Origin of the sequence: Ferrovibrio sp. (assembly GCF_046297895.1) — a bacterium.
GTDB lineage: Bacteria > Pseudomonadota > Alphaproteobacteria > Ferrovibrionales > Ferrovibrionaceae > Ferrovibrio.
On the sequence record NZ_JBKBHC010000001.1, the window covers coordinates 261,139 to 274,353 of the forward strand.

14 protein-coding genes are annotated in these 13,215 nt (G+C 61.8%); 7 read left to right on the forward strand and 7 right to left on the reverse strand.

Annotated elements, in window-relative coordinates; all coding sequences use genetic code 11:
- Positions 1-221: 221 nt before the first annotated feature.
- The 5 genes from ACK4FK_RS01255 to ACK4FK_RS01275 all read left to right on the forward strand — a co-directional run bounded on the left by ACK4FK_RS01255 (position 222) and on the right by ACK4FK_RS01275 (position 6,322).
- Complete coding sequence (locus tag ACK4FK_RS01255; RefSeq protein WP_409740009.1) at positions 222-929, forward strand: TVP38/TMEM64 family protein; 708 nt, start codon at positions 222-224, stop codon at positions 927-929.
- Positions 930-933: 4 nt separating this feature from the next.
- Positions 934-2,361: a dihydrolipoyl dehydrogenase family protein gene (locus tag ACK4FK_RS01260; RefSeq protein WP_409740011.1), complete on the forward strand. Its 1,428-nt coding sequence runs from the start codon at positions 934-936 to the stop codon at positions 2,359-2,361.
- 21 nt (positions 2,362-2,382) lie between these two features.
- Positions 2,383-3,807: a sensor histidine kinase gene (locus ACK4FK_RS01265; protein ID WP_409740012.1), complete on the forward strand. Its 1,425-nt coding sequence runs from the start codon at positions 2,383-2,385 to the stop codon at positions 3,805-3,807.
- 99 nt (positions 3,808-3,906) lie between these two features.
- Positions 3,907-4,392, forward strand: coding sequence for a hypothetical protein (locus ACK4FK_RS01270; protein ID WP_409740014.1), 486 nt, complete (start codon positions 3,907-3,909; stop codon positions 4,390-4,392).
- 88 nt (positions 4,393-4,480) lie between these two features.
- Complete coding sequence (locus ACK4FK_RS01275) at positions 4,481-6,322, forward strand: adenylate/guanylate cyclase domain-containing protein (RefSeq protein WP_409740017.1); 1,842 nt, start codon at positions 4,481-4,483, stop codon at positions 6,320-6,322.
- 5 nt (positions 6,323-6,327) lie between these two features.
- Here the strand turns inward: ACK4FK_RS01275 and ACK4FK_RS01280 are convergent, their stop codons facing one another.
- Positions 6,328-7,848: a 3-hydroxyacyl-CoA dehydrogenase gene (locus ACK4FK_RS01280; protein WP_409740019.1), complete on the reverse strand. Its 1,521-nt coding sequence runs from the start codon at positions 7,846-7,848 to the stop codon at positions 6,328-6,330.
- Positions 7,849-7,973: 125 nt separating this feature from the next.
- Here ACK4FK_RS01280 and ACK4FK_RS01285 point away from each other — a divergent pair, with 125 nt between their 5' ends.
- Both ACK4FK_RS01285 and ACK4FK_RS01290 read left to right on the forward strand, forming a co-directional pair.
- Entirely contained in the window at positions 7,974-8,429 is a 456-nt protein-coding gene (locus tag ACK4FK_RS01285; protein WP_409740022.1) for an Hsp20 family protein, read from the forward strand.
- 44 nt (positions 8,430-8,473) lie between these two features.
- Entirely contained in the window at positions 8,474-8,725 is a 252-nt protein-coding gene (locus ACK4FK_RS01290) for a DUF1150 family protein (RefSeq protein WP_409740024.1), read from the forward strand.
- 12 nt (positions 8,726-8,737) lie between these two features.
- On the opposite strand, the gene ACK4FK_RS01295 is transcribed toward ACK4FK_RS01290, so the two are convergent.
- From ACK4FK_RS01295 to rpoN, 6 genes are all read right to left on the reverse strand, one after another.
- On the reverse strand, positions 8,738-9,202 hold the full coding sequence (locus ACK4FK_RS01295; RefSeq protein WP_409740026.1) for a DUF2846 domain-containing protein: 465 nt from the start codon (positions 9,200-9,202) through the stop codon (positions 8,738-8,740).
- Between the two features lie 79 nt (positions 9,203-9,281).
- The gene (ptsN, locus tag ACK4FK_RS01300; RefSeq protein WP_409740028.1) at positions 9,282-9,746 is read right to left on the reverse strand and encodes a PTS IIA-like nitrogen regulatory protein PtsN; all 465 of its coding nucleotides are present in this window, start codon (positions 9,744-9,746) and stop codon (positions 9,282-9,284) included.
- A 57-nt stretch (positions 9,747-9,803) separates the two neighbouring features.
- A complete protein-coding gene (gene hpf, locus ACK4FK_RS01305) occupies positions 9,804-10,130 on the reverse strand; it encodes a ribosome hibernation-promoting factor, HPF/YfiA family (protein WP_409740031.1) in 327 nt (108 codons plus the stop codon).
- 182 nt (positions 10,131-10,312) lie between these two features.
- Positions 10,313-10,993, reverse strand: coding sequence for a Fe2+-dependent dioxygenase (locus tag ACK4FK_RS01310; protein ID WP_409740034.1), 681 nt, complete (start codon positions 10,991-10,993; stop codon positions 10,313-10,315).
- Positions 10,994-11,001: 8 nt separating this feature from the next.
- Entirely contained in the window at positions 11,002-11,655 is a 654-nt protein-coding gene (can, locus tag ACK4FK_RS01315) for a carbonate dehydratase (protein ID WP_409740036.1), read from the reverse strand.
- A gap of 3 nt (positions 11,656-11,658) precedes the next feature.
- The gene (rpoN, locus tag ACK4FK_RS01320) at positions 11,659-13,206 is read right to left on the reverse strand and encodes an RNA polymerase factor sigma-54 (protein WP_409740038.1); all 1,548 of its coding nucleotides are present in this window, start codon (positions 13,204-13,206) and stop codon (positions 11,659-11,661) included.
- Positions 13,207-13,215 lie beyond the last annotated feature (9 nt).

Below are 13,215 nucleotides of genomic sequence, written 5' to 3' on the forward strand. Positions count from 1 at the left end.
AAGTCCCCGCTTTGCGGAATATGGTTTGGGCTGAATGGAGCATGAGCATATGCGGATCGATAAGGCGCCCGGGAGGCGGGGTCACGTTTCGGTGAGTCGAATCCGTCTGTTGACCCGACTTGGATGCATTTTACTCCCTTTGCTGCCAGATTGGGGCAAAAACAAGGCTCTGGTGATCCGGCCGGTCGAGCCGGGATCGGTTAGATCGCAAACCAACCCGCATGCAGGTCCAACGGCTTTTTCCGCTACTACTGCTGATCCTCGGCCTGGCCCTGTTCCTGGCCCTGGATCTCGACCGGCATTTCGACCTCACCACCTTGCGGGCCAGACAGTCCGGGCTGCGCCTGTGGACGAATGCACACCCGATCGAGGCCGTAGTCGGCTACATCCTTTTCTATGCACTGGTGGTTGCCTTTTCCCTGCCTGTCGCCAGCCTCGTCACGCTCGCGGGGGGCTTTCTTTTTGGTCCCTGGCTCGGAACGTTCTGTACGGCAACGGGGGCTACCCTGGGCGCCGTGGCGGTCTTCCTTGCCGTCCGCGTGGCAATGGGCAACAGCCTTGCCGGCGTCCTGCACCGCAAGGCCGGATCTCGGCTAGCGGCATTGGAGCACGAATTAAGGCGCAACGGATTCCATTACCTGCTGTTTCTTCGCCTGGTGCCGGCCTTTCCGTTCTGGCTGGTCAATATCGCGCCGGCGGTTTTCGGCCTTCCACTTGGCTCCTATGCCCTTGCCACGGCCGTCGGGATTCTTCCGGCCACCTTCGCTTTCAGCTATCTGGGCCACGGCCTGAATGCCACGCTCGCACAATCCGGCAGCATAGAGGCCGCAGATATCTTCATACCGGAAATCCTGATCGCCTTGACTCTTCTGGCCCTGCTGTCTTTGCTGCCCATCTGGCTGAAGCGGCGGCGCAATCGGCGGGAGTGAGGGCATGGCAGAGCGCATTGACTGCGATATCGCCGTGATTGGTGCGGGTTCAGGTGGCTTGTCGGTCGCGGCCGGAGCCGCGCTGATGGGTGCGCGGACCGTCTTGATCGAGCGTGGCCGCATGGGCGGCGACTGCCTGAATTACGGATGCATCCCTTCCAAGGCGCTGATCGCAGCGGCACGGCATGCCGTTTCCTGGCGCCACGCATCCGGGATGGGCATCCGCTACAACGAACCTGAAATCGACTTCGCAGCGGTGATGCGCCATGTGAAGAACACCATTGCCGCGGTCGCGCCGCATGACTCTGCGGAGCGCTTTGCCGCACTGGGCGCCACCGTATTGCGTGCCGAAGCCCGCTTTGTGGGCCCCGACCTGCTGCAGGCCGGCGCAACGACGATCCGCGCACGTCGCATCGTGATCGCAACGGGCTCGCGCCCCGCCATCCCACCAATCCCGGGGCTGGAAGCGGTTCGGTATCTGACAAACGAAACGATCTTCGATCTGGACCAGCCCCCCATACACCTCATGATTCTCGGTGGCGGCGCGATCGGCATCGAACTGGCGCAGGCCTTTCGCCGCCTCGGCGTGAAGGTCACCCTGATCGAGCGCCTCACGTGCCTGGCCCGCGAAGATGCCGAACTGAGCGGCCTGCTGGTCAATGCCCTGCGCGAAGAGGGCGTCTTACTGCACGAGCAGACCGAGGTGACGCTGGTCGAGAACACTGTCTCCGGGATCGTGCTGACCCTGCGTTACGCCGATGGCCGGATCGAGCGGATCGCCGGTTCCCATCTGCTGGTCGTCACCGGCCGCCAACCCAATCTCGACTCGCTCGACCTGCCCCGAGCCGACATCGCCTCAGATGCCCGCGGCGTGATCGTCGACCGTCGACTGCGCAGCAGCAACAAACGCGTCTTTGCCGTTGGCGATGCCACGGGCCTCAGCCCGTTCACCCATACTGCCGGCTATCATGCCGGCGTGGTGCTGAAGAATGTCCTGTTTCGCCTGCCCGCAACAGCGGATCACAGCCTGATGCCACGGGTAATCCATGGCGATCCCGAACTGGCCGCCGTGGGCCTGAACGAGACCGAGGCCCGTGCCCGGCATGGCCGGATCACGATCCTGCGCAGGTCTTTCGCCGAAAACGACCGCGCCAGGACAGAAGGCCGCGGGGACGGCCTGCTGAAGGCGATCATATCCCCACGCGGACGGATACTGGGTGCCGCCATAGCGGGCCCGGAAGCCGGCGGCCTGATCCAGCCATGGATTCTGGCCATGCAGAAAGGCCTGGGCGTCGGCGCCATCCAGGCCCTTGCCGTGCCCTACCCGAATCGCGGCGAGGCAAGCAAACAGGCGGCGGGCGACTTCTATCGACCCAGACTGCTCTCCCCTATCACCCGGGGAATCGTGCAGTTTCTCGCCCGCTTCGATTGAGCCCCGGCTTATAATATCGGCATGGATACTCCGCCCCTGCATGATGGATCGGCCGCAGCGCCGCAACAGGCCGTTGGCGCCGTCAGCCTGTCGAGCCGGCTGCTGCTGCTGACGATCCTGTTCGTCATGGTCGCCGAGATTCTGATCTATCTGCCCTCTATGGCGCGATTCCGCATCAGCTATCTGGAGGCGCGCATCGAACTGGCCGACCAAGCCGCCCTGGCCCTGCTGGCCGCCCCGAACGGCATGGTCAGCGCCGAACTGGAAGACGAACTGCTGCGGAATGTGGGCGGCAAGCTGGTGGCGATGCGTCGTCTGGAGTCGAATGCCCTGATCCTGAGCGACCGTCAGGAATTGCCAATGCTCGGCAAGCCCGTAGACCTGTCGAACTGGATGTGGTGGGAAGCCATCGTCGATGCCGTTTCCACACTGTCAGGCAATGCCGACCGCTATATCCGCGTGGTAGGCCCCTCGCCGCGCGACCCAAAGACTCGGATCGAACTGGTACTGCCTACCGCTCCGCTGACCGAAGCTTTGCGCGATTTTTCATGGCGGATTTTTTCGCTGTCGCTGCTTATTTCACTGGTTACCGCCGGCCTCGTTTATCTGAGCCTGCAATGGTTGCTGGTGCGGCCGATGCAACGACTGATCAACAGTATCGTCGGTTTCCGCGCTGCGCCCGAGGATGTGCGGCAGATCATCCGCCCCACGGCCCGTCGGGACGAACTGGGTCTGGCCGAACGCGAATTGCAGGTGATGCAGCAGGAGTTGCGCCATGCCCTGACCCAACGCGCGCGCCTGGCCCAGCTTGGCATCGCTGTCAGCAAGATCAGCCATGACCTGCGCAACATGTTGGCTTCCGCCCAATTGGTCTCGGATCGCCTGGCAGCTTCCGAAGATCCCACCGTGCGCCAGGTGGCACCGCGACTGGTCGGTGCGGTGGATCGCGCCATCGCACTGTGCGCGCAGACCCTGCGCTACGGCAAGGCTGAAGAACGTGCACCAGAACCTGAAAACATAGCCCTGCGCAGCTTTGTGGAAGATGTCGCCGCCGCCCTTGGCCTGGCCGAGGGCAGCACAATCCGGTGGCATAATGCGGTTCCGTCCGATCTTACCCTGCCGGCCGATGCGGAACACCTGTACCGCGTGCTGAATAATCTGATGCGCAACGCTATCCAGGCCATGCCGGAAGGTGGAGACCTGCGTGTGGCGGCCGCAATCAGCGGCAGGGAAGCGGTGATCGAGATCGCCGATACCGGCTCTGGCCTGAATAATGAAGTGAGCGACCATCTCTTCGAACCCTTCCGCGGCAGCCGGAACGGCGGCACGGGCCTGGGACTGGCCATTGCCCGCGAATTGGTACGCGCGCATGGCGGCGAGCTTGAACTGGCACGCACCGGGCCACTGGGCACGACCTTCAGAATTCGCTTGCCGGCTGCCAGTTAACCATATCACTTAACTGTATATTGACTGCCATCCGGGCAATAATGGACCCAGCTAGAATGGCTGAGCGGTGTCCCTTGGGTGTCACGCAGGAGAATTGCCATGCGTTCCGCAATCTGCATCGTTTTGCTGCTTCCCCTGCTTGCCGCCTGCGCGGATGAGCGAAGCAACCTGACCCCGGCGACACAGGGACTTGCCCTTGGCGTTGGCGTCGAACTGGTCAAGACCAGGATCGAACGCCGCCTGGATGTGACCTGCAATCCGCTGAATATGATCAGCGACGGCAGTTACTGCGTCAGCAATTACAAGCCGACTGATCGCCAGGAGGTATGGTGTTTCAAGACCCTTGGCGGGGTGGACTGCTATGGCGAACCCGATCCCTATTCTCTCGAGGGTCGCGCCCTGCCCGCGCCGCCGCGCCCGCTGGCGGATCCAAGGATGCCGATGACACCGCCCGGCCGGCGCAACCCGCCGCAGCTTGCCGTCGCACCCGTAGGCATGCAGGCAGACATGCAGGAGTCGGAACAGCCGGAACCCACCGTTGTGGAGCCGCCACCTGGCCGCTCGCCAGCTCCTGCGGCAAACTAAATCCGTCATCACTCCATCGGTGAATTAATACCGCACCCCCCTTGCCGTGACCGGCAATGCGCTACCTTTTTTGGCAGGAATCCTGCGCATGCCACGTCATCATGACCGCGTCTGGGTCTGGGAGGTTGCGGCATCGCCTGCCGCGCTCTGGCCCTATCTCTCCGACACGGCCCGCTTCAATGAGGCTGCCGGCACGCCCCGCTATGCCGTGAACGAAATCGCCCAGCCTGACGGTTCGGTGAAGCGCCAGGCCCGCGCCGTATACAAGGGCGTGACGGTGGAATGGGACGATCCGCCCTTTGAATGGATAGCCGAACGCGAATTCCGGCAGCGTCGCGTCTTCCGTCGCGGGCCATTGGAATTCCTCGCACCGACGATGAAACTGGAAGCCACCCCCGATGGCGGCAGCAGGATAACCTATCGCCTGAGCGCCGCTCCGCATGGCGTGGTTGGGCATGTGCTGTTCGCCACCGGCATGCTGGACAAGATCGGCAAGGGGTTGGAAGAGATGGTGCAGCATGCCGCGGCCTTCGTCAGGGGCGAAGCCGGCCAGCCCTTCGCCTACACCCCACCGCCGGCCAATCCGGAGCAACGCCTGCGCCTTGCCACGCTTGCACGGCAGGTGTCTGCAACGCCATATGCCCACGGACTGGAAGGAAAGCTGGCGGAGCATATCGAAACAGCCCAGGAGGTCGATCTGGTACGCATACGTCCTCGCAAGCTGGCGCGGGAATGGCAGGTTCCCCTGCGGCATGCGGTGGAACTCTGCCTGGAGGCGACCCGTGTCGGCATGCTTGGTTTGTCATGGAATCTGCTATGCCCGCGCTGTGGCGGCGCCAAGGCAGGGGCCGCAAGCCTCGATCAGCTGCCGCGCAAAGCCCATTGCCCGTCCTGTAACATCAGTTACGACGGCGACTTTACCAGCAATGTCGAAATCAGCTTCAGCCCGGCGCCAAGCATCCGCAGCATTGCGGAAGGCGAGTTCTGCATGGGCGGCCCCCATGTCTCGCGCCATATTCTGGTACAACAGATTCTGCAACCCGGCGAACAGCGCATGGTCACAGCACAGATGGCCGCTGGCGAATACCGCCTGCGTACACTGGAACCCGGCGGAGAATGCATCATCCAGCATGATGGCGGCGCCTTCCCGGCCGTGATCGCAGAAGCCAGTGCGGCCCCCGCCTTCGCCGTCAGCACCGAGCCGGGCCGCGCCATTGGCGGGATCGTCTTCCACAATCGCACCAACCGGACATTGACTTTCGTTATAGAAACGCGGGACTGGCGGCGCGATGCTCTCACGGCGCATGAAGTCACCACCATGCAGGCCTTCCGCGATCTTCTGCCGGCCCAGGTCCTGCGCCCCGGCGAGGATGTCGGGATCGATAATGTCACGCTGATGTTCACCGACCTGGAGGGATCGACGGCCCTGTACGAACGTCTGGGCGACGGCGCAGCATATCGCCTGGTGCGCCGCCACTTCGGATTTCTTGCCGCCACCATCCGAGAACATGACGGCGCCCTCGTAAAAACCATCGGAGATGCCGTGATGGCCGCCTTTTCGACGCCGGAGCATGCGGTACAGGCCGCCTTGGAAATCCGCGACCGGATCGGGGGGTTCAATGCCGGCTATCGCGCCGAAACCGCGGCTGAGGGAGATGCCGTCGACGTCGCCATTGTACTGAAGATGGGGCTGCACGGCGGACGCTGCATCGCCGTCAACCTGAACGACCGACTGGATTATTTCGGCAGCACGGTTAATCTGGCGGCACGCCTTCAGGGACGCTGCCGCGGCGGCGAAGTGATCCTGTCCCAGACTTTGGCGGACGACCCGGCCGTCGCGCCATTGCTGCTCGGGCGCAATCTGCGCCAGGAAGCAGCCGAACTGAAAGGGTTCGACCGGCCGATGCCTTTTGTGCGTCTGCTGGGCTGACGGCTTCAGTCCTCGGTCAGCGCCGACAGTCCAAGCAGTGCGCGTCGACGCAGCCACAGACTCGGGCGATAGCGGTCGTCACCGGTAATTGCCTGCAGCTGGGTCAGTACCGTATGCACGGCTTCAACCCCCATGGCATCGGCAAGTGCCAGCGGCCCGAACGGATAGTTGAGGCCCAGCGTCATCGCCTTGTCGATATCATCTGGGCTCGCCACGCCGATCTGCGCCATTTCGCAGCCAAGATTGGCCACCATGGCGGCAATGCGCTGGCCGATGAAGCCTGGGCTGTCATGTATCGCCGTAACGGCGCGCCCTGAAGCGTGAAACCGAGCTGTCAGCCCATCCAGCAGGTCGCGGCGTGCGCCAGGTGGCCGCATCAACGTGACGCGCCTGTCGAGCTTGCCCGCAATGTCGAGAGCAAACAATCGGCGGTGATCCAGCCGCAGTCTCGCGGCATACGTGGAGCAATCCTCGCCCAGCGGGGCGCAGAGCATGGCGCTTTCACCGTCATCGAAGCCACTGACCTCCAGGCCCAGGCCGCGCAGCAGCTCGCCCAGTGCCTCGTCTTCCTGGGCCAGCATCACACGGTTCGCAGGCGCTGCGGCGCTGGTGGCATCCGCCGATGGTACCTGCGCCTTGCCGTCCTCGCCGTAAGCGAAGAAACCCTGCCTGGTCTTGCGGCCAAGCTGGCCGCTTTCGCGCAGCGACTGATGCAGCGGCGTTGTTGCCAAGCGACGGTCGTAGAAATAGCCCTCGTGAATGATCTGGCTGACCGGAAAATTGACATCGATCCCTGTCAGGTCCATCAATTCGAATGGCCCCATGCGGAAACCCCAGTTGTCCCGCATCACGGCGTCCACTTGTGCCGGGGTCGCCACGCCTTCGGACACGATACGCAAGGCTTCCTGTGTATAGGCACGGCCACCCAGGTTGACCAGGAAGCCCGGACTATCCTGCACCACCACAGGTACACGCCCCATCCGCTCGCCGGCGCGGACCAGCATGGCCACGGTTTCATCGCTGGTGGCTGGCGCACGAATGACCTCGACAAGCTTCATCAACGGAACCGGGTTGAAGAAATGCATGCCGGCGATGCGGCTGCGGTGCTGGCAGGCACTGGCGATGCTGGCGATGCGCAGCGACGAGGTGTTGGAGGTCAGCAGGCAGTCCGGCCTTACGACGGCCTCAATCTTGCGAAAAACCTCCTGCTTTACGGCCAGATTCTCGACGATGGCCTCGATCACCAGATCGGCAGGTGAAAACGCCCCCAGGTCGTCGACTACGGTCAGGCGCTGTTTCGCCGCCTCCGCGGCAGCCGGATCCAGCCGCCCCTTGGCAGCCATCTGATCGAGCTGGGCCAGGATGGCATCCTTCGCTTTGGCGGCCGCGCCAGCGGCGGTGTCATATAGCAGCACGGCCATGCCGCCCATCATGCCGACCTGGGCAATCCCACGCCCCATCGCACCGGCTCCAACGACCGCTAAGGTCGTGATTTCCTGCCCTGTTTCGGCCACGCGCCCCTCCATTTTCTCCGGGCGGTATCCTGCCGGTCCGGGTCTTGATCTGCAAGCCGCCGATACCCACATCAAGTGGGCAAAGGTGCCTACCAGGGCCTTTGCGGCACTCGCTTGACCCAAGGAGTCCAAACGCCATGACCCGCGTATCCGTCTTTTCCAGTCCCCTGCTGCTTGGTTTCGACCATGTCGAACGGATGATCGAGCGCGCAGCTAAGGCCGGCTCGGAGGGGTATCCGCCCTACAATATCGAACAGACCGGCGAAGACGGCCTGCGCATCACCCTTGCCGTGGCCGGCTTTGGTTCCGGCGATCTGTCAATCACTATCGAAGACAATCAACTCGTCATCCGCGGCAAGCAGACGGAAGAAAAAGACCGTGTCTATCTGCACCGGGGGATTGCTGCCCGCCAGTTCCAGCGCAGCTTTGTGCTGGCTGACGGCATCGAGGTGGTCGGCGCCGAACTGGTGAACGGATTGCTGCACATCGACCTGCGCCGGCCCAAGCCCGAACCGCAGATCCGCTCGGTTGCCATCCGCACACGCAGCAGCGACGGCGGCGATGCGATCGGTGTCGGAAACAAATCAGCATAGGTCAGGTGGTCGCGTCTGATACGGGCCACGAAAGGAGTACAGTGATGAGCACCCCCAGCAACCATGACAACGCTTACTATAACAACAACCCGCTTTATCCGGCGATGACCGCCGAAGGTTTTGCCAATCTAGGCGCGCCTGATCTTGCCTATGTGCGTCCGGTGCATCTGCCGGAAGGCGGCGATGCCTGGGGCATTTTTTCGGCCAACGGCACCCAACTGGGATGGGCGCCAGACCGCGATCTCGCCTTCGCCGCTGCCGTGCAGAATGATCTGATACCGGTCAGCCTGCACTAAGTTAAAGCCGCGTCAGCCACCTGCCTGCGGGCAGGTGGCCGCGAGGCGGGGGCGTCCCTCGATGTCTTGACTGCCGACAGAAGCCGCAACTTCGGTAACGTGGCCCTGCCCGGTCAGGCCGCCCATTCCCCAATCAAGCTTCACGTAATGCGTCCGATCCGGCTTGGCCGCGAGATCCAGGGTGTATCTCTGGTTGGCGCGAACCGCCACTTCATGACGTCCGGGCAGCACATCGCAGAAAATCACGCTTCCGGCCGGGGTCTCGGCCACGGTTTTGCCATCCAGGCTCAGCGATGGTCTGGCGACATTGCCGAACAGACCGCTTTCGCTGCCGATGCTGAATGTCGTGCGGTAGAAATAAATCCGGCTAAATCCGGCTGCCAAGGGTGGATCGGCAACCGGGGGCTGCGATACCGGCGCACAGCCGGCAAAGACCAACGATATGGCCAGAATGAGGGCAACAGAGCGAGCAGTCATGTCCGAGTTTCCTGGCAGAATGGCTGCAACGCAGGATGGGCAACGGCGCTTACCCGTATCTTACAAGAGAAGGTATCTCTCAGGCTGCGTGACTGGCCGGGCTGTCCGTCAACAGGGCGTAGATCGCGTCCGCACTTTCGGCGCCGCGCAGTTTTTCGCAGACCGCCTTGTCGCGCAGCAGACGTGACACACGCGCCAGGGCCTTGAGGTGGTCGGCTCCCGCCGATTCTGGCGCCAGCAGCAGAAACACGAGGTCAACCGGCATCTCGTCAATCGAGTCGAAATCGATCGGTCGCTCGATGCGCGCGAACAGGCCATAAAGCTTATCCAGGCCTGCCAAGCGGCCATGGGGAATGGCTATGCCGTTGCCCACGCCGGTGGTACCCAGCCGCTCCCGCTCCAGCAGGGTATCGAAGATCACCCGCTCGTGCTGGCCTGTAATCTTGGCGGCACGCGCAGAAAGCTCCTGCAGCGCCTGCTTCTTGCTGTTGGCCTTGAGGTTGGCGATGACGCCGTCAGGGCTCAAAAGCTGAAAAATTTCCATTGGGAATAATGCCTCCGCGGCTGAATGCCTAGTCGCATCTGTCATCCTTGCGGACGATCAGGCGACATCTCCGGCATGGGGCAGCCGCGCATGATGATTGCGCCGCTTGCGCTTGTCGCGTCTAACCTGCTTTGCCAGCTTGTCCAGAGCCTGGTCAAAGCTGACGTAGATCTCCGCTCCTTCGGCCTCGGCCTGCATGTCGATCCCGGCACCAACATGAACCGTGCAAAGGCAGTGATACATTCCGCCTTCTTTGCGGAAGACCACCTGAGCCTCAATTGCGTTGTCCATGTATTTGGATACCGCTGCGCTGAGATGCTCCTCGACATAGGTGCGAAGCGAATCGCCAAGGTCGAGCTGCTGTCCGGAAGTCAGGATTTTCATGATGTCTCGAAATCCGAGTTCAATCGGTCAGGACATGATTGTAGTCGGTTTCATGCCAGAACGACAACCAAGGTATCGTCCTGCGGGGGCGGACCATAGAGAAGCGCCCGCGCACTGTCAACCTTGGGATAACTCATACAAGCCATTGAACTAAATGGAAAATTGCACACCAGCTAATCTTTCTAGTTTTCCAGCCACTGCCGCAAAAGATTCTTGCGCGCCTTGTCGAGGATATCCAGGGCCGGCTTGATCGCGGCCGGATTGCGTGATTCCACCATGCTGCTGACCATGGCGAGATCGAAGATGATCTCGCGCCGCAGCGGATCGCGCAGCATGGTCTGCAGCCAGCTCACGCAGGCCAGGCGTTCGCCACGCGTGACCGGCTTGACCTCGTGAAAGAAGTAGGTCGGGTACAGGATGATATGTCCCGCTGGCAGCTTGTAAGAGTGCGTGCCGGCCGTGGTGGTGATCGCCAGTTCGCCGCCGTCATATTCAGACGGCTCGTTCATAAACAAAGTAAAAGACATATCGACCCGAACGCGATCGGGGTCTTCGCCCATCAGCGCGTTGTCGACGTGATTGCCGTAATACATTCCCGATCTGTAAAGGTTGAAACGTGGTGGAACTATACGCTTGGGCGCAGCAGCGGCCTGGAAGGTGGAATTCCTGGCCAGCGCGCCCAGGATGACACGCTGCGCCTCTGCCATGCGCTCCGACTTACGGTCGGTTTGCAGGTTGCGCTTCACTTCACGCGCGCGACCGCTGGCCGTTGCCCTGCCATCCAGGAAATCCTCCTCGCGCAGGGTCACCTTCAGGCTGGCGATCTCATCGGCGGTCAGTATATCGGGAATGATGATGAACATGGCCTGGGTCACCTGCTGTGGGAGGAGGTAGCCGGGCCAATACGGTAGATCTTGTCCAACTGATCAGGCCCCGACAATGTCACATCCAGGTCGCGGATCAGGCCATTGGATATCCCATATACCCAGCCGTGCAGACTGAGTTCCTGGCCACGATGCCAGGCATTCTGGACTATGGTCGTCTTGGCCAGATTCAGAACCTGCTCGCGAACATTCATCTCGCAAAGCACATTCAATCTCTTGTATTCGTCGACGATGGCCGCAAGATCGGTCTGGTTCTTGTCATAGACATCGCGGATCGGCCGCAGCCAGTGATCAATCAGGCCTAATTGCTGCGGCTGCATGGCCGCGCGCACGCCGCCGCAGCCATAATGGCCGGTAACGATCACATGCTTAACCTGCAGGAACTCGATGGCGTATTGCAGTACTGCCAGGCAATTCATGTCGGCTGGATGAACCAGATTGGCCACATTGCGGTGAACGAAAAGCTCGCCAGGATCGAGGCCGACAATTTCATTGGCCGGCACTCGACTGTCGGCACAACCGATCCACAGATAGGCCGGATTCTGCTGGTGCGTCAGCCGGTCGAAAAAACCGGGATCGACCCGCAATTTCGACATGGCCCAGGCACGATTATTCTCAAATAGCGATACAATATCTGTCATTGCTCAGGCGGTTTTCAGCAATCCCGCCTTCTTGAGCCGCCGGCGTTCGACGGAAGACGGGATATTCATGGCTTCACGATACTTGGCGACGGTGCGGCGGGCGATGTCGACGCCCTTGCCCGCCAGCAACTCGACGATCTTGTCGTCCGACAGTATATCATCCGCCGGCTCTGCATCGATCAGGACCTTGATGCGATGACGGATCGATTCGGCCGAGAAGGCCTCGCCTCCGTCAGTGGCTGCGATGCTGGCCGTAAAGAAATACTTCATTTCGAAGATGCCGCGCGGCGTTGCCATGGTCTTGTTCGAGGTTACACGGCTGACCGTGCTTTCATGCATCTCTATCGCCTCGGCCACGGCGCGCAAATTCAGAGGCTTGAGATGCGAAACGCCGTGGCGGAGAAAGGCCTCCTGCTGGCGCACGATCTCGCTGGCCACCTTCAGAATCGTTTGTGCGCGCTGGTCCAGGGACTTGACCAGCCAGTTCGCCGAGTTCAGGCAATCTGACATATAGCTCTTGGTGAGCTTATCTTGGCCGCCCGCGCCTTTTTCCGCCCGGCTGAGCTTGGCGTAGTAGCGGCTGTTGACCAGCACGCGCGGCAGGGTGTCGCTGTTCAGTTCCACCGTCCAGCCACCATCGTTGGCCCGCCGCACATAGACATCCGGAACCAGCGTCTGCGTGGGCTCGCTGCCAAACAGCAAGCCCGGCTTGGGATTCAGCGCCCGGATTTCCTGCACCATGTCGGCGATGTCTTCCTGATCGACACCGCAGATTCGCATCAACCCGGCGATGTCGCGTTTGGCCAGAAGTTCCAGATTCTCAAGCAACGCCTGCATCGCCGGATCGAGCCGGTCGCGCTCGCGCAGTTGCAAGGCCAGGCATTCCTTAAGCGAGCGGGCGAACAATCCGGCCGGCTCGATGGTCTGCAGATCGAGCAGCACCGCCTCTACATCATCGGCTTCAACGCCAAGTCGGGCGGCGATGTCATCCAGCGGTTCGGTGACGTAGCCGGCTTCGTCAAGCACATCGATCAGGGCCTGGCCGATCAGTCGGTCGCCGGCATTGGCCGGCATCAGGAGCCAGTGGTCCTGAACGTGCTCGCGCAGGCTGCGACTTTCGGTCAAGCTGTTTTCAAGCCCGCCGCCCTCATCCTCGAACCGCGGGTCGCCGCCGCGGCCGCTGATATAATTACTGCTCAGACCGCTATCGGCGCTGGCGGCATCATAGCCACTGTCGTTGTTGAAAGTGCTGTCCGCCTCACTATCTACATCCAGCGACTCACGCGCCTTCTCGGCAATGCTGTCAGAACCGAGATCTATCCGTTCGACACCCGGGCTAAGCTCGGCCACCTCAAACGGATCCTTGGCGTCATCGACGCCCGAGGTCTCCGCATCCGCGCGCTCGAGCAGCGGATTGCGTTCCAACTCCTGCTCGACATAAGCCATCAGCTCGATATTCGAGAGCTGCAACAGTTTGATCGCCTGCTGCAGTTGCGGCGTCATGACAAGGGCCTGCCCCTGCCTGAGCTCGAGACGGGGACCGAGCGCCATTGCTAGGAC